This window comes from uncultured Roseibium sp., from assembly GCF_947496995.1.
Lineage (GTDB): Bacteria > Pseudomonadota > Alphaproteobacteria > Rhizobiales > Stappiaceae > Roseibium.
The window spans coordinates 144,913-169,707 of the sequence record NZ_CANMFD010000004.1 but is presented as its reverse complement, the minus strand read 5'-3'; the positions used below and the strand labels follow the sequence as shown (position 1 = coordinate 169,707).

24 protein-coding genes are annotated in these 24,795 nt (G+C 61.7%); 12 read left to right on the top strand and 12 right to left on the bottom strand.

Annotation, left to right across the window (positions count from 1 at the left end; all coding sequences use genetic code 11):
• Positions 1-182 precede the first annotated feature (182 nt).
• From Q1B40_RS16800 to Q1B40_RS16790, 3 genes are read left to right on the top strand one after another with little or no spacing between them, the layout of a single operon-like run.
• Entirely contained in the window at positions 183-2,516 is a 2,334-nt protein-coding gene (locus Q1B40_RS16800) for a mechanosensitive ion channel domain-containing protein (protein ID WP_299816870.1), read from the top strand.
• A 41-nt stretch (positions 2,517-2,557) separates the two neighbouring features.
• Positions 2,558-3,031, top strand: coding sequence for a hypothetical protein (locus Q1B40_RS16795; RefSeq protein WP_299816868.1), 474 nt, complete (start codon positions 2,558-2,560; stop codon positions 3,029-3,031).
• Between the two features lie 2 nt (positions 3,032-3,033).
• Positions 3,034-3,900: a hypothetical protein gene (locus Q1B40_RS16790; protein ID WP_299816866.1), complete on the top strand. Its 867-nt coding sequence runs from the start codon at positions 3,034-3,036 to the stop codon at positions 3,898-3,900.
• A 74-nt stretch (positions 3,901-3,974) separates the two neighbouring features.
• Here Q1B40_RS16790 and Q1B40_RS16785 read toward each other — a convergent pair whose 3' ends face one another.
• The 9 genes from Q1B40_RS16785 to Q1B40_RS16745 all read right to left on the bottom strand — a co-directional run bounded on the left by Q1B40_RS16785 (position 3,975) and on the right by Q1B40_RS16745 (position 11,768).
• On the bottom strand, positions 3,975-4,676 hold the full coding sequence (locus tag Q1B40_RS16785) for an ABC transporter ATP-binding protein (protein ID WP_299816864.1): 702 nt from the start codon (positions 4,674-4,676) through the stop codon (positions 3,975-3,977).
• The gene (locus Q1B40_RS16780; RefSeq protein ID WP_299816862.1) at positions 4,673-5,419 is read right to left on the bottom strand and encodes an ABC transporter ATP-binding protein; all 747 of its coding nucleotides are present in this window, start codon (positions 5,417-5,419) and stop codon (positions 4,673-4,675) included. Before Q1B40_RS16780 ends, Q1B40_RS16785 begins: the two co-directional genes overlap by 4 nt.
• A complete protein-coding gene (locus Q1B40_RS16775) occupies positions 5,416-6,402 on the bottom strand; it encodes a branched-chain amino acid ABC transporter permease (RefSeq protein WP_299816860.1) in 987 nt (328 codons plus the stop codon). Before Q1B40_RS16775 ends, Q1B40_RS16780 begins: the two co-directional genes overlap by 4 nt.
• Entirely contained in the window at positions 6,399-7,319 is a 921-nt protein-coding gene (locus Q1B40_RS16770) for a branched-chain amino acid ABC transporter permease (protein ID WP_299817739.1), read from the bottom strand. Before Q1B40_RS16770 ends, Q1B40_RS16775 begins: the two co-directional genes overlap by 4 nt.
• 69 nt (positions 7,320-7,388) lie before the next feature.
• The gene (locus Q1B40_RS16765) at positions 7,389-8,576 is read right to left on the bottom strand and encodes an ABC transporter substrate-binding protein (protein ID WP_299816858.1); all 1,188 of its coding nucleotides are present in this window, start codon (positions 8,574-8,576) and stop codon (positions 7,389-7,391) included.
• 117 nt (positions 8,577-8,693) lie between these two features.
• Positions 8,694-9,929: a flavin-dependent oxidoreductase gene (locus tag Q1B40_RS16760; protein ID WP_299816856.1), complete on the bottom strand. Its 1,236-nt coding sequence runs from the start codon at positions 9,927-9,929 to the stop codon at positions 8,694-8,696.
• Complete coding sequence (locus tag Q1B40_RS16755; protein WP_299816854.1) at positions 9,926-10,390, bottom strand: cupin domain-containing protein; 465 nt, start codon at positions 10,388-10,390, stop codon at positions 9,926-9,928. Before Q1B40_RS16755 ends, Q1B40_RS16760 begins: the two co-directional genes overlap by 4 nt.
• Before the next feature lie 55 nt (positions 10,391-10,445).
• Positions 10,446-11,306, bottom strand: coding sequence for an alpha/beta hydrolase (locus tag Q1B40_RS16750; RefSeq protein ID WP_299817736.1), 861 nt, complete (start codon positions 11,304-11,306; stop codon positions 10,446-10,448).
• A gap of 21 nt (positions 11,307-11,327) precedes the next feature.
• Positions 11,328-11,768 (bottom strand): cupin domain-containing protein, encoded by a 441-nt coding sequence (locus Q1B40_RS16745; protein WP_299816852.1) that lies wholly within the window; start codon positions 11,766-11,768, stop codon positions 11,328-11,330.
• Positions 11,769-11,947: 179 nt separating this feature from the next.
• Between Q1B40_RS16745 and Q1B40_RS16740 the strand changes: the two genes are divergently transcribed.
• The 5 genes from Q1B40_RS16740 (at position 11,948) to Q1B40_RS16720 (ending at position 19,482) form a co-directional block, all read left to right on the top strand.
• The gene (locus tag Q1B40_RS16740; RefSeq protein ID WP_299816850.1) at positions 11,948-12,937 is read left to right on the top strand and encodes an AraC family transcriptional regulator; all 990 of its coding nucleotides are present in this window, start codon (positions 11,948-11,950) and stop codon (positions 12,935-12,937) included.
• A 169-nt stretch (positions 12,938-13,106) separates the two neighbouring features.
• The gene (locus Q1B40_RS16735) at positions 13,107-14,117 is read left to right on the top strand and encodes a metalloregulator ArsR/SmtB family transcription factor (protein WP_299816848.1); all 1,011 of its coding nucleotides are present in this window, start codon (positions 13,107-13,109) and stop codon (positions 14,115-14,117) included.
• A 1-nt stretch (position 14,118) separates the two neighbouring features.
• The gene (gene metF, locus Q1B40_RS16730) at positions 14,119-15,030 is read left to right on the top strand and encodes a methylenetetrahydrofolate reductase [NAD(P)H] (protein WP_299816846.1); all 912 of its coding nucleotides are present in this window, start codon (positions 14,119-14,121) and stop codon (positions 15,028-15,030) included.
• A gap of 362 nt (positions 15,031-15,392) precedes the next feature.
• On the top strand, positions 15,393-19,121 hold the full coding sequence (gene metH / locus Q1B40_RS16725) for a methionine synthase (RefSeq protein ID WP_299816844.1): 3,729 nt from the start codon (positions 15,393-15,395) through the stop codon (positions 19,119-19,121).
• 217 nt (positions 19,122-19,338) lie between these two features.
• On the top strand, positions 19,339-19,482 hold the full coding sequence (locus Q1B40_RS16720) for a hypothetical protein (protein WP_299816842.1): 144 nt from the start codon (positions 19,339-19,341) through the stop codon (positions 19,480-19,482).
• A gap of 142 nt (positions 19,483-19,624) precedes the next feature.
• On the opposite strand, the gene Q1B40_RS16715 is transcribed toward Q1B40_RS16720, so the two are convergent.
• A complete protein-coding gene (locus tag Q1B40_RS16715; RefSeq protein ID WP_299816840.1) occupies positions 19,625-20,311 on the bottom strand; it encodes a helix-turn-helix transcriptional regulator in 687 nt (228 codons plus the stop codon).
• Positions 20,312-20,427: 116 nt separating this feature from the next.
• On the opposite strand from Q1B40_RS16715, the gene Q1B40_RS16710 reads away from it, so the two are divergent.
• From Q1B40_RS16710 to Q1B40_RS16695, 4 genes are read left to right on the top strand one after another with little or no spacing between them, the layout of a single operon-like run.
• The gene (locus Q1B40_RS16710) at positions 20,428-20,760 is read left to right on the top strand and encodes an NIPSNAP family protein (RefSeq protein WP_299816838.1); all 333 of its coding nucleotides are present in this window, start codon (positions 20,428-20,430) and stop codon (positions 20,758-20,760) included.
• Complete coding sequence (locus tag Q1B40_RS16705) at positions 20,757-21,101, top strand: antibiotic biosynthesis monooxygenase (protein ID WP_299816836.1); 345 nt, start codon at positions 20,757-20,759, stop codon at positions 21,099-21,101. Before Q1B40_RS16710 ends, Q1B40_RS16705 begins: the two co-directional genes overlap by 4 nt.
• A gap of 9 nt (positions 21,102-21,110) precedes the next feature.
• Positions 21,111-22,031 (top strand): EamA family transporter, encoded by a 921-nt coding sequence (locus Q1B40_RS16700; RefSeq protein ID WP_299816834.1) that lies wholly within the window; start codon positions 21,111-21,113, stop codon positions 22,029-22,031.
• Entirely contained in the window at positions 22,028-22,450 is a 423-nt protein-coding gene (locus Q1B40_RS16695; RefSeq protein ID WP_299816832.1) for a cupin domain-containing protein, read from the top strand. Before Q1B40_RS16700 ends, Q1B40_RS16695 begins: the two co-directional genes overlap by 4 nt.
• Before the next feature lie 69 nt (positions 22,451-22,519).
• On the opposite strand, the gene Q1B40_RS16690 is transcribed toward Q1B40_RS16695, so the two are convergent.
• A complete protein-coding gene (locus tag Q1B40_RS16690; RefSeq protein WP_299816830.1) occupies positions 22,520-23,959 on the bottom strand; it encodes an ATP-binding protein in 1,440 nt (479 codons plus the stop codon).
• A complete protein-coding gene (locus Q1B40_RS16685) occupies positions 23,956-24,684 on the bottom strand; it encodes a response regulator (RefSeq protein WP_299816828.1) in 729 nt (242 codons plus the stop codon). The genes Q1B40_RS16690 and Q1B40_RS16685 overlap by 4 nt, the downstream gene beginning before the upstream one ends.
• Positions 24,685-24,795: the final 111 nt, after the last annotated feature.

The following is a 24,795-nucleotide window of genomic DNA, read 5'->3' as shown; positions in this document are numbered from 1 at the left end:
CCCGGTCCGCACGCCGGGCCTTTTTTTGCTGGTTCCTCCTGCAACGGGCCGGATAACTTTTAAAATACCTGGAACCGTGCTTAACAAAGACAGGAACCGTCAACGCGACTTGCCGTGGGGCCAATATGCGCTTTTCAATCAGACTTCCCGCACGTTTTCACCCGGGTCGGGACGTGCTGCGAATGGCAGCCCCCTGGGTGCTGGCATTGAGCGTATTCGGTCTTGCCGTTCTCGCCGGACCTTTCGAGGCGCATGCGCAGGGAGTTCCCGGCACATTCAAAAGCCTCGTCGGGGCTGAACAAGGCGCTGCGGCTTCCTCCGGGACAGATGAGGCGAGCGGGACTGCAGACGCGGCGGCAGCACAAGGCGATGAAAACGAGGAAGGCGCGGGCGCAGGCCTGATCGAGGCGCTGGAAGGGTTTTCCGACGATGCGGTCGAAGCCCGTAACGAATTCAAGTCGATCGTCGGGGAAATTCCGACGATCCACCAATCCATAAAGAACATCCTGAGCGCTCGCGGCGAGGGCCAGGGGCCGGGCTGGCTTCCAGCGGTGCTTACCGACGTGGTGATCGCCATCGCGGTGGGCCTTGTAGCATATGCGCTGCTCAGCAGGTGGGGACACCGGCAGTTCGAATTCCTCTACAAGGCGGACGTCTACAGCCGGTCCGACAAGATCATCTATCTTTATCTGCGCGCGCTGTTGATGGCTGTCGGTGTCGCGTTGTTCTTCGCGGTTGCCGCGGTTGTCTATCTGGTTGTCGGCACCGGCCTGCAAGCCGCCAACGAGACGGCACTCGTGGTGCTCAGCGTCGTTTCGGTCTTCATGCTGCTGCGTGTCATCTGGCTCAACCTGTTCGCGCCCGACGCCGAAACGCACCGCCTTCTTGTGCTGTCCAACAGAGAGGCGACCGGGCTTTACAGAACGCTTCTCGTCGGCTCGGGCGTTTCGCTTGCCGCTGTGGCCTTCTGCATCTGGATGGAACGTCTCGGCCTGTCGAACGACGCTCACAAGATCGCATTGATCGGCGCTTCGGCGCTCTCCATGCTGATCCTTCTGGGAATTACCGTTGTCTACCGCAGGGTGATCGCCCGGCTTATCCGGGGACGGGAAGGCGATGCGTGTCCGCTCTGGCGCAAGGTGCTTGCCCGTATCTGGCACTATCTCGCGATCCTTTATCTGATCCTGGCGTGGAGCATCTCCGCGGTCCGTATCCTTCTGGATCTGCCCGATGCGACCGGACTGGTCGGCGCGCCGATCCAGGTGCTGCTTCTGGCCGCCTTCGCTTATGGCATCCTGATCCTGATTATCGACAGGGTGCTTCTTCCGCGGCTCGACACGGCGGACGCCCAGGCGAAAATCGTTGAAGACATCAAGCGGGCGGAGGAGAGCGAAGGCGGAAATGACGACCCGGAAAGCGCCCTGGCCCAGGCCCGGGCGGAGGCCGCGGAACGGGAAGCACGGCGTACGCCTTTCCGGGACCTTTTCGACCGGGGCGCCGTCATTCTGGTCGCCTTCGGTTCCCTTGATCTTCTTGCCTCCTGGTGGGGGCTGCCGCTTGCCGGCAGCGGCTCGCTGATCGGCTCCTTTGTCGAGGTGCTGCTGGTCGTGTTCCTGGGGTATATGGCTTACGAGGCGGTCAAGATCCTCATCGACCGGCAGATCGCCAAGGAAGCCCCCGCCGAAACGGACGAGGAGGCGGAAGTCGGCGGGGCAGGGGAAAGCCGGATCGCGACGCTGTTGCCCATCTTCCGGAACTTCCTGCTGATCACAATCGTGGTGATCGCCTCCATGGTGGTGCTGTCGGAGCTTGGTGTGAACATTGCCCCGCTGTTCGCTGGTGCCGGTGTCGTCGGCCTGGCCATCGGTTTCGGGGCTCAGACGCTCATCCGCGATATTTTCTCGGGCGCCTTCTACCTGATCGACGACGCCTTCCGCAAAGGCGAATACATCGATATCGGCAGCGCCAAGGGCGTGGTGGAGAAGATCTCGATCCGCTCCATGCAGCTGCGTCATCACCGGGGTGCGCTGACGACAATCCCCTTCGGCGAGATCCAGCAGGTCGAGAACTTTTCCCGCGACTGGGCTGTGATGAAGCTCGCCTTCCGTGTCACTTACGATACGGACGTCGAAAAGATGCGCAAGATCATCAAGAATTTTGGCAAGGAGCTGATGGACGACGAATATTTCGGCCCGATGTTCCTGGCACCGCTGAAATCCCAGGGCATCATGTCCATGGAGGATTCGGCGATGATCGCCCGGGTGAAATTCACCACCAAACCCGGCAAACAGTTCGAGTTGCGCAAGGTCGTCTATGCGGGACTGCGGGATCTCTTCGAGGAGAACGGCATCAAATTCGCCCATCGTCAGGTGACCGTGCGGGTTGCGGGCGGCAACGACGAGCACGGGTCCGTCTCGCCGGATGCCGCGCAGATTGCCGCGGCAGGCGCTGCTGCCGCCGGGATGATCGGAGAAGAGGACGAGGCGGACGGCGGAGCGGATGCGAACCAGCTCTGACTTTCTCCCTTTCAGGCGCGACGGATTCCGGAGGAGAAAGCGTGCGTTTGCTCGGGGTCGTGGCCCGGTTTACGCCGCTGTCCATGGACCTGCCGCGTGAAATCCTTTATCGGTCTCGACGGATCTGGAAACTCGGGGCCGGGATGCGGATTGGATTTCAGGCGGGCGCCATAAACGAACGCGGCATGAGCGTCGCGCTCCACGATTATGTTGTCGGCACACAGGCACTGCCTGGTCACGAGGCGCTGGTTTTTTATGACGAGGCCAAAAGCGCGCCCGCGGTTGTCGAGAAATTCAGGCGGTCGCTGACCCTGGTTCCGGTGCCTGCGGGTAGGGACGGGCGCGCGCGCGTGGCATGCTGCCGCCCGGAAGCGGTCATGAACCGGTTTGACGCCGTGTTCCTGTCCGGGGCATATCCGACCGGAGATCTTGAACTGCCGCTGCCGTTCAAGGCAAAGCGGATTTTGCAGGAAAAAGCCATGCGGGCGAAATTCCGGCTATGGAAAAGCCTTTGAAAATGAAGCTCTACGACTGTTTTGTCTTCCACAACGAATTCGATCTTCTGGAACTGCGTTTGCGGGAGATGGGCGACTATGTCGACAAGTTCGTTCTGGTGGAAGCGAACCAGACCCAGAGGGGCGGCGCCAAGCCGTATTACTTCGCTGAAAACCGGGAGCGCTTCGCGCCCTGGGCCGACAAGATCATCGATCTGCAGATCGAATTTCCCGATGAGCTGCCACCGGCGCTGGGCGTCTACAAGAGCCGGCGCAAGAAGGACTGGGAGCGGGAAAACTATCAACGCAACTGCATCGCGCAGGCGCTGGAAAGCTGCGCAGAAGACGACCTGATCCTTGTGTCGGATGTCGACGAGATTGTTCGGAAAGAGGTGCTTGAGAAGGTCCTGCGGGACCGGCTTTACAAGGGCAGGCTGCTGGTGTTCGAGCAGAGCCTTCACAAGCACCACCTGAACCGGATCATGCCGGGAAAAAGCTGGCTGCTCGGCTCACGGATGATCGAAAAGAAGTATCTGACGACGCCGCAGCAATTGCGCCGGACAAAGGCGCGGATGACAAAGAAATCCTGGGTGCCGGCGGCTCTCGCCCAGCCATTTCTGAGGATCCGCAACAACAATCTCACCGGCATCAGCCGGCCGGTGAAAATCATCCCGGACGCCGGATGGCATTTTTCCTCCATGGGCGGCCTGGAGGCCTTCAGGACCAAGCTGGCATCTGTTGTGCACGGTCAGACCGTCGACACCAGCGACATCGAACGGCTCTACGAGCGGGAGCTCGTCGGAACGGAACTTGTCCCGCAAAGCGGTTTGCCGGAGGCACTCAACTCCGGGCTGTTCGATCATATGCTGGCGAATGCGGACAGGGCATAGGAAGGCCGACGAGACGTACGGGCTGTGCCTGCGGGTCGTGGCAGTCCGTCAGACTGCAATCTCGCAGATCCGTCTCACAAATGCAGATACTGCTCCACGTGTGCCCGGTTGGCTTCAAAGGCTTCGGCGGTGCCGCTCCAGACGATTTCGCCCTTTTCGATCACATAGTACCGGTCGGAAATCCTGGAGAGTTCGTCGAGGTTCTTGTCGATCAGGAGTATCGAGAGACCGCTTGCCTTCAGGCGGGCGAGCATGGACCAGATTTCCTCGCGGATCAGCGGTGCCAGTCCTTCGGTGGCCTCGTCCAGGATCAGGAGGTCAGGGTTGGTCATCAGGGCGCGTCCGATGGCCAGCATCTGTTGCTCGCCTCCCGACAACTGGAAGCCGAGGTTGCGTCTGCGCTCCGCCAGGCGGGGGAAGGCGTCGAAGACCTTGTCTTCCGTCCATCCACCGGGCGCCGGACGCGCCGTGGCGCGCAGGTTTTCGCTGACGGTAAGAGACGGGAAGACCAGCCGTCCCTCCGGCACCAGCCCCAGTCCCGCCTGGGCGATCCGGTAGGGTGGTTCCCCGGTCAGGTCCTCGCCCTTCACAAGAATCCGGCCCTTTCCGGGCTTCAGGAGACCCATCAGGCACCGGACGGTGGTGGATTTTCCCATGCCGTTGCGGCCCATGAGCGTGGTCACTTGGCCTTCGGTCAGATCGAGATCGATCCCGAATAGAACTTCGGCGCGCCCGTAGCCTGCATGCAGATCGGAAACGCTCAGGAGAGTGGTCATTGTCCGGTGTCTCCGAGATAGGCCGCCTTGGCCGCCGGGTCGTTTCGCACGTCTTCCGGGGCGCCCTGTGCCACGATCTGTCCGTCGACCAGCACCGACACCGTATCCGCAAGCTGGAAGATGGCATCCATGTCGTGTTCCACCAGCAGCATCGGGATCGAGCGGCGCAGGTCGGCCAGTATGTCGATCAGCATCGCGCTCTCCACCCGGCCGAGGCCGGCCATGGGTTCGTCCAGAAGCAGGAAACCCGGTGCACCCGCCAGGGCGATGGCAAGTTCGAGAAGGCGCCTTTCCCCGTGCGATAGATCATCGGCAGGCACATGGGCCCGGTCCGCCATGTTGAGGCGTTCGAGCGTCTCGATGGCTGCTTCGTTCAGGTCCTTCTCCTGTGCGGCCGGGCGGAAGAAGCGGAAGCTCGACCCGGACCTGGCCTGCACGGCCAGGGCCACGTTCTCCAGAACGGAGAAGGACGGCAGGACCGAGGTCAGCTGAAACGTGCGTCCGAGGCCCGCCTGGGCGCGTTGCCATGTCTTTCTGGTGGTGATGTCCTGGCCGGCGAGAACGACTTCGCCGGAATCGGCGTGCAGGACGCCGGAGATCTGGTGGATCAGGGTCGTCTTGCCCGCGCCGTTCGGTCCGATGAGCGCGTGGCACTGGCCTTCGGGCACGGACAGCGAGATGTTCCTGCTGACATGCAGCGCACCGAAATACTTGTTCAGATTGCGGATTTCCAGCGCATTCATGACGCATGGTCCTCGCTTGTGCGGGGTGCGTCGGTTCTCGCGGGTGCCGTCACCGGCAGCAGCAGGTGGCTCAGCCCTCCCTTTGCATGAAGCGCCAGAAGCACCAGCAGCGGGCCGTAGATCAGCCGCCATTCGTGAATGAAGGAACCGAGCACTTCCTCCACGATCACAAGGAAGAACGCTCCCAGAAGTGCGCCGCTGCGGGTTCCGAGGCCTCCCAGGACCACGACCACAAGAAGATCTCCGGAACGCTGCCAGGCCGCCAGTGCGGGGCTGACAAATTCCGCATGCTGCATTGTCAGCAGCCCGGATACGGCGGCGATCATTCCGGCGATGACATAGGCGGTCAGCCGGTAGCGGAAGACAGAAAAGCCTATGATCTCCGTTCGTTCGGGATTGTCGCGCGCGGCCCGCAGCACCCTGCCGAACCGGGACTCGCCGAGACGGTGCACGCCCCACCACACGAGCAGCAGGGTCAGCAGAACCACAAGATAGAGGTGGCCGCCGCTCTGGACCACGTCGCTGCCGAAAAGGGTTGCCATCGACCAGAGCGTCAGGCCGTCGTCCCCGCCATAGGGGGCAAGGGAGGTCAGCGTGAAATAGGTCATCTGGCCGAAGGCGAGCGTGATCATCAGGAAGTAGACGCCGGATGTCCTGAGCGCCAGCGCGCCGGTGATCAGGGCAAAGAGACCGGAGACCAGAAGCGCCAGAAGCAGCAGAACCAGGATGTTCTCGATGCCGCTTTCCAGACCGATGGCCGCTGTATAGGCGCCAATGGCCACAAAGGCCGCATGGCCCAGGCTGATCATCCCGCCCTGACCGATCAGAAGATCGAGCGAGATTGCCGCGATCGCCAGCAGCATTGCCTTGATCAGCAGGCTCAGCAGGTAGGTCTGGCCGACCAACGGCAGGACGAACGGGGCGGCAAGCAGAAGCGCGAAGATCAGCGCCATGAGCAGGAAGCTGCGGTCCACGCGGATCATGCGGCCCCCTTCGCGGGCAGCAGACCTTGAGGGCGTACGACCAGGATGGCGGCCATCAGGATGTAGATGAGCATCGAGGCCAGCGCCGGCCCGACCTGATTGGAAAAGGAGGGCGGGAACACCAGCTCCAGCCCCTCGGTCAGGAGTGTGCGCCCGAGCGTATCGAAGAGGCCGACCATGAGAGCGGCCAGAAATACGCCCCGGATCGATCCGATGCCGCCGATGATGATGACCACGAAAGCAATGATCAGGATATTGTCTCCCATGCCGGGTTCGATGGCGAAGATCGGTGCGGCGATCACGCCGGCAAAACCGGCCAGCATCGCTCCGACGCCGAAGACGATCATGAACAGTTTCTTGACGTTGACCCCCAGTGCGGACACCATTTCCGGCGTTGTCGCGCCGGCACGGATCAGCATGCCCACCCGGGTCCGGGTCACGGTGATGTAGAGCAGGGCGGCAACGGCGAGCCCGGCCAGGATCGTCACGAAGCGATACACCGGATAGCGCAGCTGTTCTGTCAGCTGGATCGATCCGGCCAGGAATTCCGGAGGTTCGATTGTCAGCGTGCCCGGACCGAAGATGACCTTGGCCAGTTCATTGAGAAAGATGATGATCCCGAACGTCGCCAGCACCTGGGACAGATGATCGCGTCCGTAGAGATGCCGGAAAATGAAATATTCCAGCAGCAGGCCGAGCAAGAGCGCGGCGGCGAGGGAAAGCACCACCGCAGCGGCAAAGCTGCCGGTCAACTGGTGGAAGGCGAAAACCAGATAGGCCCCCACCATGTATTGTACGCCATGGGCCAGGTTGATGAACCCCATGACCCCGAAGACAAGCGTGAGCCCGGCTGCGATCAGAAACAGGAGCGTACCGTACTGGAGTCCGTTCAGGCACTGGATGAGAAGGAGGGTCAGTGACACCGCGTCAGCCTTTTCATGGATCGGATGCGCCCGCCCCAGGTCGGGGCGGGCGCGATCTGCTTCCTACATTTTGCACTCGGCATGGAAGCTGTCGGCATAGTCGGTGACGACCGTCCGCTTGGCTGTCGTCCAGAACTTGCCGTCGTCCCGCTTCGCCACTTCAAGCAGATGGAAGTCCTGAACGGGGTAGTGGTTGTTGCTGAAGGCGAAAGACCCGCGCACGGAAGTGAAATCCGCTGCCTCGAGCGCTGCGCGCGTGGCGTCCTTGTCGCTCATGTCGCCGCCGGTCTTTTCCAGGGCGCTGGCAATCAGGTTGGCCGTGTCATAGGACTGGGCGGCGTAGGAGCCCGGAACATAGCCGTATTTCTCCTCGAAGGCCGAGACGAAGGCCTGATTGGCGTCGTTCTTCATGTCCGGCGCCCAGGCACCGGCGGACAGGAAGCCGACAGCAGCGTCCTGCTGCCCTGGCAGGGTGGTTTCATCGGTCGTGAAGACCGACGTGAACTCGATGCTGTCGCCAAGGCCCGCAGCCTCGAACTGCTTGACGAGACGCACGCCCATGCCGCCGGGCATGAAGGTGAAGAGCGCGTTCGCGCCCGAGGTGGAGATCTGTGCCAGCTCGGAGGAGAAATCCTGATGGCCGAGAGGCGTGAAGATCTCGTCCGCCACGGTGCCCTTGAAGGTCTGCTTGTAACCGGCAACGTTGTCGCGTCCGGCCTGGTAGTTGGGCACCATGAGGACGACTTTCTCGAAGCCTTCCTCATTGGCAATCATGCCGCTCACCTCGGCATTCTGGTTGTTCTGGTAGGAGGTGACGAAGAAATAGGGATTGCAGTTCTTTCCGGCGAAGGTCGACGGTCCGGCATTCGGGCTGATCAAAAAGGTATCGGACTGGATCACCGGCTTGAAGATTGCCTGAAGCATGTTCGAAAAGACGGTTCCGACGACAAAGTCGACTTCGTCACGTTCCACCAGCGACTTTGCCTTGAGCAGAGCCACGTCAGGCTTGAGTTCGTCGTCCTCGACGATCAGGGTGACGTCCTGGCCGCCCAGCTTGCCGTCGTTCTGGTCCAACGCGAGCTGGAAACCGTCGACGATCTGCTGGCCGAGCGCGGCCGGCGGGCCGGACAGGGTCACGACCATCCCGATCTTGACCTCCTCGGCAAGGGCAGCCGTACAAAGCGCGGTGCTTGTTATCAATGCCGCCGCCAGCTTCGCAATCGTTGTTTTCGCCTCTGCTTTCATAATCATTTTTCCTCTTGTCCCCCCTCCGGGGTTGGTTGAACTGCGGTTTTTCAGAGTTTCCGGGATGTCTTAGCGTTTTTATGTTCCCGTAGCCCCGTTGGGACCCTTGATCCTTGTTTGCGGTCAGGGATCCTCCCTTGTGGCGAAACCGGCCATCTTTGCGTAGCCTTTGACAATCGCCTTGCGATCTTCATATCCCAAAATGTCGTCCACGTTGTCAAAACGACGCGGGCTCAGCTTCTCGACCTCGTCGATCACGCGCTCGGGTCCGCCGATCCGGTTGGTACGTACCACCTCGGCGGTCTTGGGCAAGCGTTCCTTTTCGTAGCGGTAAAGTGCTTCGCGCGGGTGCTCCGCAGCGGCCAGTTCGTCGGCAAGGCAGCGTGCATCCAGAATCGCCTGAGCCGCGCCGTTCGATCCCACCGGATACATCGGGTGCGCCGCGTCTCCCAGCAGGGTCACCCGCCCGTGCGTCCAGCGCGGCAGCGGATCGCGGTCGGCCATCGGATACTCGAAGATCGTTCCGCTGGCGCGAACGAGTGCTTCAAGGTCGATGCCGGGCACGTTGAACCGCTTTGCATAGGGCAGCACCTTGGCAAGGGACGCCTGCTTCGACCAGCTTTCGGGCGGCGGTGGCGAGACGGAGGCATCGGCCATGCGCACGTTCACCACCCAGTTCATCAACTGCCGTCCATCTTTGGCGGGCGCGATTGGATAAAGCACCAGTTTCCCGCTCAGACCGCCGGCGATGGCCATGGTCTCGCCATCCTCCCAGACAGGCCATTCGGCCGCGCCGCGCCACATGACGACACCGGCCCAGCTTGGTACACCCTCGTCCGGATAGAACCTGCGCCGGCCGACGCTGTGAATGCCGTCCGCGCAGATCAGCACCTCGGCGCGTATCGTGCTCGATCCGACACCGTCGATGGTGTTGGTGAAATGTGCGGTGACACCGGCCTCGTCCTGCACGAACCCGGACAGGCGCCGCCCGGTCAGGACGGCGTCCGGTCCCATGCGTTCGACCGCCGCATCGTAAAGCATCTTCTGCAGCCGGCCGCGGTGGATGGAAAACTGAGGGTGTTCGTGGCCGGCATGAAGCCCGCGCGGTTCTCGCCAGACCTCCTGGCCGATGCGCGTCAGATAGCGCAGCTCCCTGGTGCGCAGCCCGATCTCGTCCAGCCGCTCCAGCAGGCCGAGTTCGGCAAGCTCGGCGATGGAATGGGGCAGGGTGTTGATGCCGACCCCGACCTCGCGGACTTCCGGGGCCTGTTCCACGACCTGTGCCCGGATGCCCCGCTTGTGCAGCATCAAGGCAGTGGTCAGCCCGCCAATCCCTGCGCCTGCGATCAGGACAGTCACTGTGCGGCCTCTTCTTCCGGGGGGAGAAAATCGATGGCGTGGGCGGCGGAGACGGCAACGATCTCGGCCGGATCGGCCTCGGGTCCCAGGTTGTGAAGCGCCCAGAAGAGATCATAGAGCTGCGCGCTCGGGGTGACCCAGAAAAGCGTCTTGATCGTGCTTTCGGACTTGTTGAAAATGCCGTGCGGGATGCCGCGTGGCAGTTTGACAAGATCTCCGGGCTCGCCGACGGCTTCCTGCCCGTCGAGAAGGAAATCGAAGCGGCCTTCGAGAATATAGAGAAATTCGTCCTGGTCCGGATGGATATGCGGCGGCACAAAGGTTCCCGGGGGCAGGGTCGCGTGCCAGGAAAAGCATTCCTCGGTCATCTGCTTGGGCACATAGGTCTGGCCCAGAATGTTCCAGCGTATCTCGTCGAGACTGTCACGGGATTTGACGATACCGGGAGCCATGGCGGTCATTTCTGTTTCCTCCGTCTCTCAGGAGCCTGAATATCGGGAACCTGAAGTTTGATAGTCATGCGTCCGCACCAGCTTCGTGCTGCGGCCGGGCCTGCTGAAACGGGCCGACAAAGGCCGTCGTGATCGGCGAGTCCGGTTCCCTGAGACCTTCAATGATCGTGAAGTGGTTGTGATCGCCTTCAATTTCGCAGCGTACCGGAACGTCCAGTCCTGCCCACATGTCGGTGAGGAGGCGGGTCTGGCGGATGAATTCGGGGCGTTCACCGCCTCCGACCCAGCAGGTCAGGGGCGCGGCTGCCGCCGGTTGCGCCAGAACCGCGCTTTCGGCGCGCGCCTCCTCGAGATCCAGGTTGAGTGTCCGGTTCATCTCGGTGTGCAGCAGCGGGCGCAGGTCATGAAGACCGCTGATAGAAAGGGTATGGGCAATGCGTTTGAACACGGCGCCCGGCAGCGGGGTGTCGGAGCACAGCATGCGCGTTGCAAGGTGACCGCCGGCCGAGTGCCCGGACAAGCGGATGGGGCCGTCTACCAGCCCGGCAGCGGTTGAAATCGCCCGGCCGATCTGGGCTGTGATCTCGTGGATGCGGGCTTCCGGGGCCAGGGTGTAGCTGGGCAGACATACGGCCCAGCCCATTGCCCGCGCACCTTCCGCGAAATCCGTCCAGTGCCCCTTTTCCAGCCGCATCCAGAAGCCGCCGTGAACAAAGACGGCAAGTCCCTGAGGGGTGCCGTCCGGCCAGACGATGTCGAATTTTTCCCGCGGATGGTCACCATAGGCGATGTCCAGGTCCAGCCGCTGCCCGCCTGCCTGCAGGTCGGCCCTGTAGGCTGCGGCCCGGGCGGTCCAGAAGGGGGGCAACTCGCCGGAGTTGGCCACATGCTTCATGTTGGCGAAGGCGTCGTCCCAATCGCACAGAGGTTCAAGTGTCATTCGGGCCTATTGCGCATCGGGGGGAGGGAGGAAGTTCACTTCGCGCAGCGCGGACAGGCGCACCAGCTCCGCGGGGTCGCTCACCCCGTCCAGCTCGGTAAACAGCTTGTAGAGTTCGCGCGCCGGCGATACTCCAAAGATGCATGTTGCCGTCCCACCGGAGCGATTGAAGATGCCATGGGCGATGCCGCGCGGCATCTTGACGGTGTCACCGGCACCGGCCTTGAACTGCTCATCAGCGAATTCGATGTCCAGTTCGCCTTCCAGCATGTAGATCCATTCATCCTGGGTCGGGTGGATGTGCGGCGGCACGAAAGTGCCATCGGGAATGGTGGCATGCCAGACGAACGCCTCTTCGCTCAGGAGCTTGGGAACATAGGTGTGCCCCACGACATTCCATGTCAGAGCGTTCATGCCGGCATCGGCCTTCAATACGCCTTTTTCCATTTTCCGGGTTCCTGCTGTTACAGTTGGGACTTGATGCTCAGCCTACACTGCATTGCATTCGCGCAATCAATTATCCGAAAAACGAACCCGACTTCGCTATAGTTTTAAGCTTGAAGTAAATTGGAAGTCATGCACAAGATCGTGCCGGATGAACCTGGAACCGTCCTGCAAGGAAACCGATGGCCACAACAGGGGCTTTGCCAACGAAGGAATATTTCGCGCGCAATCCGGTGGTTCGCACCCGCGACCTGGAGGAGGCAAAGCACATCATTTCCGGCAAGCTGTGCGATCACAAGCTGGAGGTCGTTGGTTCTCAATCCGGCCTTTTCGTCCGCCACAATGCGGTGAGCGGGCAGAACATTTCCGCCAACTACCTGCATTACGGTGCCGACGTAACGGTGGATCCGGGACGGCTGGACTCCTTCTATCTGTTTCAGGTGCCGCTTTCCGGAAGCGCAAAAATCAGGCACCGCGGCGAGGAAATGATCGCGACCACACAGATGGGGACCATATTGAACCCGGACCGGGGCGCATTGCTGCATTGGAGGCGCGACTGCAGCAAGCTTCTGCTGCAGGTCGACAGGACCCGGCTGGAAGAGGCTGCCCGGTCGATAACGGGCGCCCCGCTGCCCGGGCCGATCAGGTTCAAGATGCAGGTCGATCTGGTCAACGGACCGGGGCTCCAGTTGAAACGTCTCGTGATGGCCTGCGTTCAGGCCATTGAAAACGGAGATCTGTTTCAGGGGTTGCTGGCAGCACGGGACCTGAGGGCGGAAGAGGATCTGGCGCATGCGCTGCTGACCCTTCAACCCAGCAACATCTCGCACATCATCGAACGCTCGGACCGCCGGGCCAATCCCAGGGAAATCCGGATGGCGCTTGAGTACATTCACGCCAACCTGGCGGAACCGATCAATCTGGCCGATATCGCACGGGCTGCACATATGAACGTGCGGACGCTTCAAAAGGGGTTCCAGCGGGTTTTCGGCCAAAGCCCGATGCAGGTCCTGCGCAATGCGCGGCTGGATACGGCGCATTATCTGCTGGCAGCGCGGCGCGATCCGCCCAGCGTCGGTGAAGCAGCTTATTCCTGCGGCTTTTCTCATCTCGGCCGGTTTTCATATTACTACAAGGACCGCTTCGGACATCTGCCGAGCGAACAGCGCTGAAGCAATCCGGCCTCCGCGCGCACCGCTGCATTTGCAAGGGCGCGCGCAGACAGGGAGCGCTTCCGCTACGCCGCTTTTGCGCCAAACCACGTCGGATCCGTTTCGCCCCCTTGCACCTGCGCTACAATTGATATAAACATATCTTTATATCGACATTGTTGGCAGGCGCATGAGTGAAGAACCGATCCTTTCCGTAGACGATACCCTTGCAGCCCTCAGGGCTGTGGGCGAGGCGACGCGGTTGCGGCTGGTTGCCCTTCTGGCGGAAAGCGAGCTGACGGTGAAGGATGCCACCGCCATTCTCGGTCAGAGTCAGCCACGAATTTCCCGACATCTGAAGCTTCTGGCGGAAGCGGATCTCATCCAGCGTTTTCCGGAAGGTTCCTGGGTCTATTACCGTCTGGCGGATGGGCCGGAAGGCGAGCTCGCCCGCGCGCTTGTCGCACGCATCTCGAAAGAAGATCCGGTTCTGGCGGCCGATCAGGAGCGCTGTCGGGCGATCCGCAAGGCCAAGGCGGAGGAGGCCGCGGCCTATTTTGCCGCGCGCGCGCTCACCTGGGACCGGGAGCGCTCGCTGCATGTCTCCGAAGACGATGTGGAAACCGCGATGCGGGCAGCCCTTGGCGATAAGCCGTTCCAGTCTTTCCTGGATCTGGGCACCGGTACCGGTCGCCTGCTGGAAGTGTTTTCCGACCTCTATACCTCCGCGCTGGGCATCGACGCCTCGCATGACATGCTTGCGGTCGCGCGGGCGAACCTTGCCAGGTCCGGCCTTGCCAATGCGCAGGTCCGCCATGGCGACGTCTATGCGCTGAACGTGCCGCCGCGCTCCTTCGATGTTGTCGCAGTCCATCAGGTTCTGCATTTCCTCGAGGAACCGGCGCGCGCGCTGAGCGAAGCTGCCCGGGCCCTGCGGCCGGGCGGGCGCTTGCTGCTTGTCGATTTTGCTCCACACGAGCTGGAGTTCCTGCGCGAGAAACACGCCCACCGCCGGCTCGGCTTTGCCCATGACCAGATGGAACGCTGGCTGGAAGCTCTTGAACTCGATCTGGAAAAGGTCACCGACCTGGTTCCGACCGAGGAAACCGAAAACAACCTGACCGTTACACTTTGGCTCGCTCGTGACCGCCGGATTGTCACCGACCTGCCTGCCCGAGATACGTCCCGAGAGGTCGCCTGAAATGTCTGAATCTTCTTCCCGCCGGTCGCATCAGGCCGCAGCATCGCCGATAACCGCTTCTTTCGAGTTCTTCCCGCCGAAATCCGAGAAGATGGCGGAAACGCTCTGGAACACGGTGCAGCGTCTTGCTCCGCTTGAGCCGTCCTTCGTGTCCGTGACCTATGGCGCCGGCGGTACGACGCGCGAGCGCACGCACAAGACGGTGGAGCGGTTACTGAAGGAAACGGACCTTGCCCCGGCTGCGCATCTGACCTGCGTCGGCGCGTCGCGGGACGAGGTGGATGCCATTGTCCGGGACTACTGGAACCTGGGTGTGCGCCATCTGGTTGCCCTGCGCGGCGACCCGCTGGAAGGCATCGGGACGCGCTATGTCGCGCACGAGCAGGGCTATGCCTATGCGTCCGACCTGGTCGCGGGCATCAAGAAAATCGCCAATTTCGACATCTCCGTTTCCGGTTACCCGGAAAAGCACCCGGAAAGCGGCAACTGGCAGACCGAAATCGACAATCTGAAGCGCAAGGTCGACGCGGGCGCCGACCGGATCATCACCCAGTATTTCTTCGACAATGACATGTTCGATGCCTATCTGGACAGGATCGCAGCGGCCGGGATCAACATTCCGGTGATCCCGGGCATCGTGCCGATCCACAATTTCGAACAGACCATGGTGTTTTCGGCCAAATGCGGCACGTCGATCCCGCAGTGGCTGGCCCGCCGGTTCGCGGGGCTCGCCAACGACCCGGAAACCCGCAAGCTGGTCGGGGTCGCGGTCGCCTGCGAACAGGTCATGGATCTGGTGGACAGGGGGATCTGCGACTTCCACTTCTACACCATGAACCGCGCCGATCTGACCTACGCCATCTGTCATATGCTGGGCATGGGAAAGCCCGCGCATGAGGATATCGCGGCATAAGCTTTCGGACGTCCGCCGCAGTTTTTGTGGGGGGCACCCGCCGCTGAACTCTTGTAGGGACCCCCACCCCTAACCCTTCCTCACAAGGGGGAAGGGGATCAGGCCTCAACTGCCGGGATGCGGCGTTCTTTTCAAAGGGGTGATTGAGCACCGCGTCGCGACGCATTCTGCGCAATTCCCTTCCCCCTTGTGAGGAAGGGTGAGGGATGGGGGTTAACGGCGAAAGCCGTAGCAAGATCGCCGCAGCCGGTGCGCGCGGTGCCCGTCAGGCTCCCGCCGCACACAATTAATTCAAGGGCGCTTCCGATACCTCGGCGCCCGAACCAAAAACAACGAACCAGACACTCTGGAAGGAAATACCCGTGATCAAGTCCGACGCCGTTGAGCGCCTCCGTGATCTTGCCAAATCCCGCATTCTCGTGCTGGACGGCGCGATGGGAACGGAGATCCAGCTTCTGAAGCTGGACGAAGCGGCCTATCGCGGCGCGCGCTTTGCCGACTGGCCGAGCGACGTGAAGGGCAACAACGATCTGCTCAGCCTGACGCAGCCTGACGCGATCCGGAAGATCCACGTCGATTACCTGGAAGCCGGCGCGGACATCGTGGAGACCAACACCTTTTCCTCCACCACCATCGCGCAGGCCGACTACGGCATGCAGGAACTGGCTTACGAGTTGAATTTCGAAAGCGCGAGACTTGCGCGCGAAGCCTGCGATCAGGTGACTGCAAACGATCCGTCGCGGCCTCGGTTTGTCGCCGGTGCCCTCGGCCCGACCAACCGCACGGCGTCGATCTCGCCGGACGTGAACAACCCGGGCTATCGTGCCGTAAGCTTTGACGATTTACGCATTGCTTATGCAGATGCTGCGCGCGGCCTGATTGCCGGCGGTGCCGATATCCTGCTGGTGGAAACCATCTTCGATACGCTGAACGCCAAGGCCGCGCTGTTTGCCATCGACGAAGTGTTCGAGGAAACCGGCAAGGCCCTGCCGGTGATGATTTCCGGCACGATCACCGACCTTTCGGGGCGCACGCTTTCCGGCCAGACGCCGGAAGCCTTCTGGAATTCGGTCCGTCACACCAGTCCGGTCAGCATCGGCCTTAACTGCGCGCTCGGCGCGAAGGAAATGCGGGCCCATGTCGATGAACTCGGCCGCATCGCCGACACGCTGGTCTGCGCCTATCCGAATGCGGGTCTGCCCAATGAATTCGGCGAATATGACGAGAGCCCGGAGCATATGGCCGAACTGGTCGGCGAATTCGCCTCTGCGGGGCTGGTAAATATCGTTGGCGGCTGCTGCGGAACCACGCCGGCCCATATCCGGGCGATTGCCGAAGCGGTCGCGGACACGAAACCGCGCGAGATCCCGGAAATCGAGCGGCACATGCGGCTTTCCGGGCTCGAGCCCTTCGTGGTCACGAAGGAAACCAATTTCGTCAACGTGGGTGAGCGGACCAACGTCACCGGCTCGGCCCGCTTCCGCAAGCTGATCAAGGAAGACGATTACGCCGCCGCGCTGGAGGTTGCCCGTCAGCAGGTCGAGAACGGCGCCCAGATCATCGACGTCAACATGGACGAAGGGCTTCTGGACTCCGAAGAGGCCATGGTCACCTTCCTCAATCTTGTGGCCGCCGAACCGGATATCGCCAAGGTGCCGGTGATGATCGACAGTTCCAAATGGAGCGTCATCGAGGCCGGTCTCAAATGCATCCAGGGCAAGGGGGTGGTGAACTCCATTTCCATGAAAGAAGGCGAAGAAGCCTTCATCGAACAGGCAAAACTCGTTCGCCGCTATGGTGCGGCCGTCGTGGTGATGGCCTTTGACAAACTGGGGCAGGCCGACAGTTTCGAGCGCAAGACCGAGATCTGCGCGCGGTCCTACAAGCTGTTGACGGAAGAGGTCGGGTTTCCGCCGGAAGACATCATCTTCGATCCGAACATCTTCGCGGTTGCGACCGGCATCGAGGAACACAACAACTACGGCGTCGACTTCATCGAGGCGACCGGCTGGATCCGCGAGAACCTGCCGCATGCCCATGTCTCGGGCGGCGTGTCCAACCTGAGCTTCTCGTTCCGCGGCAACGAGGCCGTGCGTGAAGCGATGCACTCGGTGTTTCTCTACCATGCCATTCAGCGCGGCATGGACATGGGCATCGTCAACGCCGGACAGCTTGCCGTCTACAACGATCTGGACAAGGAACTGCGCGAGCTGTGCGAGGACGTGGTGCTGAACCGCCGCGACGACAGCACCGACCGCATGCTGGAGGCGGCCGAGCGCTGGAAGGGCGAGGGCGGCCAGAAACGGGTGGCGGATCTCACCTGGCGCACCTGGGACGTTGCCAAGCGCATGGAACATGCGCTGGTGCACGGTATTGCGGACTATGTGGAAGAAGACACGGAGGAGGCACGCCAGTCCTTCGACCGGCCGCTGCATGTGATCGAAGGCCCGCTGATGGACGGCATGAACGTCGTTGGCGACCTGTTCGGGTCCGGCCAGATGTTCCTGCCGCAGGTCGTCAAATCCGCGCGCGTGATGAAAAAGGCCGTGGCCTATCTGATGCCCTTCATGGAGAAGGAAAAGGAAGAGCTGGGGATCACCGGCGATTCCTCGAACGGCAAGATCCTGATGGCGACGGTCAAGGGCGATGTGCATGACATCGGCAAGAACATCGTCGGCGTCGTTCTCCAGTGCAACAACTTCGAGGTGATCGACCTCGGGGTGATGGTGCCTGCCGCGAAAATTCTGGAAACCGCACGTCAGGAGAAAGTCGATATCATCGGGCTCTCCGGCCTGATCACCCCGTCGCTCGACGAAATGTGCCATGTGGCTGCAGAGCTTGAGCGGGAAGGCATGGACCTGCCGCTGCTGATCGGCGGCGCCACGACGTCGAAGATCCACACGGCGGTGAAGGTTCACCCGAATTACAAACGGGGTCAGGCGATCTATGTCACCGACGCCGGCCGTGCGGTCGGGGTTGTCTCCAAGCTGATGAGCGAAGGTGGACGTGAGCCATATTTCAGCGATATCCGCCTCGAATATGCGGACATCGCCGAAAAACATGCCGCCGGCCGGGGCGCGCAGAAGCGCAGTCCGCTTGCCGTGGCACGCGAGAATGCCTTCAAACCCGATTTCGCCGGCAAGCCTCCGTTTGCGCCTTTGAAACCGGGCAGCACGGTGTTCGACGATTTCCCGCTGGAAGATCTGGTGCCGCTGATCGACTGGACGCCGTTCTTCTCCACCTGGGAGATCAAGGGCCGCTACCCGGCGGTGCTGACCGACAACCGCTACGGTCCGGCAGCGAGGGCGCTTTACGACGATGCACGGCGGATGCTGGACGAGATCGTCGAGGGCAAGCTGCTGACCGCAAGAGGCGTGGCCGCGCTGTGGCCGGCCAATGCGGACGGAGACGACATTCGTCTCTTCACCGACGAGAGCCGCTCCGAAACGCTTGCGACGTTCCATACGCTGCGCCAGCAGATGGAACGGAACGCGGGCGGGCGGGCGAATGTCGCTCTCAGCGACTTCGTGGCGCCGCAGGGCAGCGGCATAAACGACTGGATCGGCGGTTTCGCGGTCACCGCGGGCCATGGTGAAGACATACTCGCGGCGCGCTACGCTCGGGAAGGGGACGACTACAACAAGATCCTCTCACAGGCGCTCGCCGACCGGCTTGCGGAAGCCTTTGCGGAAAAGCTGCACCAGATCGTGCGCAAGGACCTTTGGGGCTATGCGGCCGACGAGTCGCTTTCCAATGAGGATACGATTGCCGAGAAATACCAGGGCATCCGTCCTGCCGCCGGCTACCCGGCCCAGCCGGACCACACCGAGAAGGACACGCTGTTCAAATTGCTCGATGCGGAACGTCTGACCGGCATTGAGCTGACGGAAAGCCGGGCCATGCTGCCGGGATCATCGGTCTCCGGTCTTTATTTCAGTCATCCGGACAGCCACTATTTCGGTGTTGGCAAGATCGAAAAAGACCAGGTGGCGGATTATGCGGCCCGCAAGGGATGGGATCTGGCCTATGCCGAACGCTGGCTTGGTCCAATCCTGAATTACGACCCTGCGCGCATGGAAGCGGCCGAGTAGCCTTTTTATCTCCTGCACTGCCGGAACTTTCACGGCCTTCCGCGGTTTACCCCCGGAAGGCCGTTTGTTTTGGTGGGGGCGTCATTGACGTAACGAAAATAATACAAATTTTTGGCAATATGCACCAAGTGCGCTCTAGATAAGTGCACAATGTGCGCCTATATATAAGACATAACGTGGTGTGCGGGAAATCCGGCGCACCTGACAGGAGATTAAAATGAACGTTCATACCGCAAGATATTTTCTGGTTCAGCACCGTCAGGACTACAACCGTGACCGCCTGCCGTGGTTGCCGGCGCGGCTCTACCGCAGCTTTCGCGAAGCGATGCCGAACACTCAGGAGCCCAAGCAGGCTTCCTGAGTTCAGGGCCGAGCTACATCGGCCCCAATAACAAGAATACGACCCCCCGATTAGACGTTTATCATGCCCCGAACGTCTACTCACCTGACTACAAGACCCGGCTTCGGCCGGGTTTTTTGTTTTCTCCCACTGGGCCTGCACCTTACGCCGGAAACAGCTTGCAAAGCTCCGCGTGTCCGTTTGGGTGGATGGTCACGACCCGGCTGCCGGATTCCCGCCGCAGCCAGCCCTTGTCCTGGAACCGGTCGAAAAGCGCTGCCCCGAGACTGCCGGCAAGGTGGTTGCGCCGCTCGCTCCAGTCGAGGCAGGCGCGGCAGAGCGGGCGGCGGGTGGAACCGAGGGCGTCCAGATCGATGCCGATCGTGGAGATGAAGTGCCGGCCGTCTTCGGTCGGGCCGAGCCCGCCCTTGTCCGTTGAGACCACCAGAAACCCGCGATTTTGAAGACTGTCGTACATCCGCACGGCCAGGTCGCCGGCAAGATGGTCGTAGCAGATGCGGGCGGCGCGCATTGCCGGATCCTTCGGGCCCGTGCGGGTGCGCAGATGGCCCTTTCGCGCAGCAAGACCCATGAGCGCTTCAACGACCGTGCCGACCTCCGGACCGGCGAGGGTGAAATACCGGTGCCGACCCTGTTTGGCCTGGGTCAGCAACCCGCCTTCCATCAGCTTTTTCAAATGAGAGCTGGCGGTCTGTCCGGTGATCCCGGCCTCGGCGGCAAGTTCCGTTGCCGTCAGCGCCTTGCCGCTCATCAGCGCGCTGAGGATGTTGGCTCGGGCGGGATCACCGATCAGCGATCCTATGCGGGCAATGTCCGGGCCATCTTTCATGGACAGGTCGCCTTTACTGGTAAAAGGTCTTTCATGGTTCGATCCGTGTCGAAGCATTCCTGCCGCAGACCATGGCACATGGAACAGGTCAACGGCAACGGAAAGGCAAGACCGTCATGATCACCTGTTTCATCCGCTATCACATCGACCCGGCGAAAAAGGCCGCCTTCGAGCACTATGCCCGCAACTGGGGCCAGGCGATTCCCCGCTGCGGAGCGGATCTGATCGGCTATTTCGCCCCGCATGAGGGTTCCTCCACGCTGGCCTACGGAGTCTATACCATCGAAAATCTGGCCGCCTATGAGGCCTACCGGGCGCGGCTGGCCGCCGATCCGCTGGGGCAGGAAAACTACGCCTTCGCGCAATCGGAAAGATTCATCTTGCGGGAAGACCGGACCTTCCTGAAACTGGCGTCCGCGCCGCATGCCGGGAGGGAGGGCAGTCGATGATAGCCGTGATATTCGAGGTCATTCCGCATGCGGACAAGAAGCAGGCCTATCTCGACATGGCCGCCGAGATGCGGCCACTTGTCGAAAGGATCGACGGGTTCGTATCCGTGGAACGGTTCCAGAGCCTGACAGATCCGGACAAACTCCTCTCGGTGTCTTTCTTCCGGGACGAAAAAGCACTTGATGAATGGCGCAGCCTGACCCAGCACCGCAAGGCGCAAAAGGCCGGGCGGAGCAGCTATTTCAGGGATTACAGGCTCCGCGTGGCCCATGTGCTGCGCGACTATGGCATGGAAGAGCGGGATCAGGCGCCTGAAGACAGCCGCGCCGTGAACGGATAAACCAGCCCCATGCAAAACCGTTCCTTCGAATTTGCCCTGCTGGGCTGTCTCGCCCTTTTGTGGGGATCGTCCTATTTCTGGATCGCCCTGGCGCTGCCGACGATCCCGCCGGCGACGCTGATCGCCGTCAGGGTTCTGTCCGCCGCCGTGGCGCTTCTGGCGATCATGGCTGTGCGGGGTATCCGGATGCCGCTCGACGGCCGCAGCTGGCGCCTGTTCTTCATTCAGTCGCTGGTCAACAGCACGGGGCCCTGGCTGCTGCTGGCGTGGGGGCAGCAATATGCGGGCACGGCGGTCTCCAGCGTGCTCAACTCCACATCGCCGCTCTGGGTGTTCGTCTTTTCCTGGCTTCTGGTGGGCAGTACCCAGCGTCCGGGAATGCGTCAGCTTGCCGGTGTGCTGCTCGGTTTCGGCGGTATCATCCTGATCGTCGGTGTCGGTGCGCTGGACGACCTCGGACAGAATCTCATCGCTCAACTGGCGGTGCTGGCCGGTGCGGCGCTGTATGGTATCGCGGCGCTGCAGGGCAGGCGGTTTGCCGGGATGCCGCCGATCGTGACCGCCACCGGAACGCTGATATGTTCCGCGCTGGTGCTCGTGCCATTCAGCCTGGTGGCCGAGCAGCCATGGACGCTCTCTCCGGATGCGACCGGCATTGTCGCAGCCCTTATCCTCGGCCTTGTCTGCACCGCGCTGGCCTTCCTGATCTATTTCCGCCTGCTGTCGACACTGGGGGCGATGGGGACGGCCAGCCAGGCCTATCTGCGCTCCGGGGTCGGGGTCTTTCTCGGGGTGGTGTTCCTGTCGGAACGGCTGGAGCTGGAAACATTCGCCGGAATCTGTCTTGCCATTTTCGGGGTTGTTCTGATCAACTGGCCAAAGAAAGACAAATCGCGAGTCACGCCCCTTGTGGGCAAGGAGGTGTCATGAGTGTCCTGACTGTCTATGAGGCCGGATCCCGGCCGTCACTGAAGGCGAGTTCGGAGTATTTTACCGGAACGGTCTGGCAGGATCCGGTGATCCAGGCGCCGGCGCCCGCCAGCCTGCGTGCCCTCAAGGTGACTTTCGAGCCCGGTGCGCGCACCAACTGGCATACGCACCCGTTCGGCCAGACCCTGCAGATCCTGGACGGCGCCGGGTTCATTCACGTCTGGGGTCAGGAGAAACTTTCCATTCTGCCGGGCGACGTGATCTGGATTCCACCGGACGTGAAACACTGGCACGGCGCGGGCCCGACCACCTGTCTCGTGCATATGGCAATGCAGGAAGAACGGGACGGCAAGGCGACCAACTGGCTGGAGCCGGTCGATGAGGCGACCTATTCCGGAGGGATCGAAGCGCGGCGCTGAGGCCTATAGCCCGCAGATTTCATAAACAGCGCGCCGGGCAGCAATCGGGGGGAGAGGCGACCGTCGGTTTCAGGCCCCCAGAGGCAGTCTGATCTCCACTTCCAGCCCGCCTTCGGGCCGGTTCGCCAGTCTGATCGTTCCGCCATGAGCATGGACGATGGAGCGGGCGATCGCCAGTCCGAGACCGATTCCGCCGGTCTCCTCACTTCGGGATTCTTCAAGCCGTACAAAGGGTTCGAACACGTCCTTCAAGCGGTCCTCGGGAATGCCGGGACCCTGGTCCTGAATGCGGATGACAACTTCGGCCGCATCCTTCACAGCCTTGATTGAAACGTTTTTACCGTAGCGGATGGCGTTTTCGATGAGATTGCGCAGCGCCCGCTTGAGGGCCATCGGACGGCAGGACAAGACGATCCTGTCGGCGACATCGACTGAAATTTCCTGTCCGAGATCCTGCTGATCTCCGGCCAGAGCATCGAGAATCGCGCCAAGATCGGCTTTTTCCGCCGGTTCCGCATGGGCTTCGTCCCGCGTGAAACGCAAGGTGGCCTCGGTCATCGCAGCCATTTCTTCCAGGGTCTCTATCACCTTCTCGCGGTTTTCGTCGTCGTCGATGAATTCGGCCCGGAGCCGCAGCGATGTGATCGGTGTCCTGAGATCATGGCTGATGGCCGCCAGCATGCGGGTGCGGTCGCGCACGAACCGGGTGAGCCGGTCCTGCATTTCGTTGAAAGCGGTGGTGAGCGCCTGAACTTCCCGCGGGCCGCTTGGACGCAGCGGTTCCAGGTTCTCGCCGCGGCCGAGCCTTTCGGCCGAAACGGCCAGTTCCTTCAAGGGGCGCGTGACCCTGCGCACGGCCAGGCCGATAATGATGACGGCGGCGAGCGCCGTCAGGCCCAATTGCACCAGCAGGGGAAGGAAGGTGCCGCGCGGCGGACGGTAGCTGGTGGCGACATTGAGCCATTTGCCGTCCGACATCGGGATCGACAGCGCCAGGTCTTCCGGCCGGTTCATGATCTTGTTCAGGTTGCGCGGCCGCTCGTGTTTGGGCACCGCGCGCCAGCTCGGAGGATCGCCCGGAGCGGAGTTCCGGCTGGAGGGCCCGCGTTTTTCATCGGCGTGAATATTCAGATGCGCGGTCTTGCCATTGGCCAGCTGGGCATTGAGATAGCCCTGCAGGCGCTGTTCGACACTGGATCTGCCGGGTTCGGGCGCCAGTGGCGTGTCCCCCAGCCAGAAAACCGCGAACCGGCTGCTGCTGGCTTCCACGACCCGTTCCTGCAGCGACGGCGGGGTGTCCTCCAGAAGTTCGGCGATGGACACCGCCCGCGTCAGCAGGCTGTCTCTTGCAACGGCGACCATCGCAATGCGCCGTTCATCCTGAAAGATCCAGATGCTGAAAGCCTGGGCCGCGACGATGGCGGCCAGCAACAGCACGACCAGCTGCGAGGCCAGGGTGCTGGGCCACAGGAACAAAAGCACATTGCGGATGGACGAGGGTAATTTCATTCAGCCTGGTCTTTCACATCTGCCGTAAACATGTAGCCGCCGCCCCAGACGGTCTTGATCATCTTCGGATCTTTCGGGTCCGCCTCGATCTTGCGGCGCAGGCGCGAGACCTGGTTGTCGATTGAACGGTCGAAGACGGCCGCGGTTCTGCCTGTGGTCAGATCCAGGAGCTGGTCGCGATTCAGCACCATCTTGGGGCGTTTCAGAAAGGTGCAGAGCAACTGGAATTCACCGCTGGACAGTGCGACCGACGTGCCGTCCGGATCCTTGAGTTCCCGCCGCGAGACGTTGAGCGACCAGCCGTCGAAATACAGCAGTTCCTGTTCGATCGGGTCGCGTTCGCGGGGCGCAAGGGACGTCCTGCGCAGCACCGCGCGGATGCGGGCGAGCAGTTCGCGCGGGTTGAACGGCTTGGTAACATAATCATCTGCGCCGATTTCCAGACCGATCACCCGGTCCGTGTCATCGGCCATTGCGGTCAGAAGGATCACCGGCATGGCACCGGTTTCAACCAGGTGGCGGCACAGAGACAATCCGTCCTCTCCCGGCATCATGATATCCAGGACCACCAGATCGACGGAGGCAGCCTTCAGGGCCTTGCGGGCATGGGCGGCGTTTTCAGCCGTCGTGGCGCGCAGGCCGTTCTTGATCAGATAGCGGGCCAGTGTCTCGCGTATGTCGCGATGGTCGTCCACCACCAGGATATGAGGGCTCGGATCGCTCATTTTCGTCTCCATACGAGAGCATCCTGCAGTGCCGGGATTGTGTATGACAGCAGGGTGATCTCCTTGGCCGCGCCGGACAACAGTTTCTTGCGAAGCCACCGATCTGTTTGT

Coding starts and splice junctions, on each gene's coding strand:
- Q1B40_RS16765 (WP_299816858.1), bottom strand. CDS start 8,576: ATGATTATGAAAGCAGAGGCGAAAACAACGATTGCGAAGCTGGCGGCG.
- Q1B40_RS16780 (WP_299816862.1), bottom strand. CDS start 5,419: ATGAATGCGCTGGAAATCCGCAATCTGAACAAGTATTTCGGTGCGCTG.
- Q1B40_RS16790 (WP_299816866.1), top strand. CDS start 3,034: ATGAAGCTCTACGACTGTTTTGTCTTCCACAACGAATTCGATCTTCTG.
- metF (WP_299816846.1), top strand. CDS start 14,119: ATGTCTGAATCTTCTTCCCGCCGGTCGCATCAGGCCGCAGCATCGCCG.
- Q1B40_RS16785 (WP_299816864.1), bottom strand. CDS start 4,676: ATGACCACTCTCCTGAGCGTTTCCGATCTGCATGCAGGCTACGGGCGC.
- Q1B40_RS16695 (WP_299816832.1), top strand. CDS start 22,028: ATGAGTGTCCTGACTGTCTATGAGGCCGGATCCCGGCCGTCACTGAAG.
- Q1B40_RS16740 (WP_299816850.1), top strand. CDS start 11,948: ATGGCCACAACAGGGGCTTTGCCAACGAAGGAATATTTCGCGCGCAAT.
- Q1B40_RS16690 (WP_299816830.1), bottom strand. CDS start 23,959: ATGAAATTACCCTCGTCCATCCGCAATGTGCTTTTGTTCCTGTGGCCC.
- Q1B40_RS16755 (WP_299816854.1), bottom strand. CDS start 10,390: ATGACCGCCATGGCTCCCGGTATCGTCAAATCCCGTGACAGTCTCGAC.
- Q1B40_RS16800 (WP_299816870.1), top strand. CDS start 183: ATGGCAGCCCCCTGGGTGCTGGCATTGAGCGTATTCGGTCTTGCCGTT.
- Q1B40_RS16745 (WP_299816852.1), bottom strand. CDS start 11,768: ATGGAAAAAGGCGTATTGAAGGCCGATGCCGGCATGAACGCTCTGACA.
- Q1B40_RS16685 (WP_299816828.1), bottom strand. CDS start 24,684: ATGAGCGATCCGAGCCCTCATATCCTGGTGGTGGACGACCATCGCGAC.
- Q1B40_RS16720 (WP_299816842.1), top strand. CDS start 19,339: ATGAACGTTCATACCGCAAGATATTTTCTGGTTCAGCACCGTCAGGAC.
- Q1B40_RS16775 (WP_299816860.1), bottom strand. CDS start 6,402: ATGATCCGCGTGGACCGCAGCTTCCTGCTCATGGCGCTGATCTTCGCG.
- Q1B40_RS16705 (WP_299816836.1), top strand. CDS start 20,757: ATGATAGCCGTGATATTCGAGGTCATTCCGCATGCGGACAAGAAGCAG.
- Q1B40_RS16700 (WP_299816834.1), top strand. CDS start 21,111: ATGCAAAACCGTTCCTTCGAATTTGCCCTGCTGGGCTGTCTCGCCCTT.
- Q1B40_RS16715 (WP_299816840.1), bottom strand. CDS start 20,311: ATGAAAGATGGCCCGGACATTGCCCGCATAGGATCGCTGATCGGTGAT.
- Q1B40_RS16710 (WP_299816838.1), top strand. CDS start 20,428: ATGATCACCTGTTTCATCCGCTATCACATCGACCCGGCGAAAAAGGCC.
- Q1B40_RS16735 (WP_299816848.1), top strand. CDS start 13,107: ATGAGTGAAGAACCGATCCTTTCCGTAGACGATACCCTTGCAGCCCTC.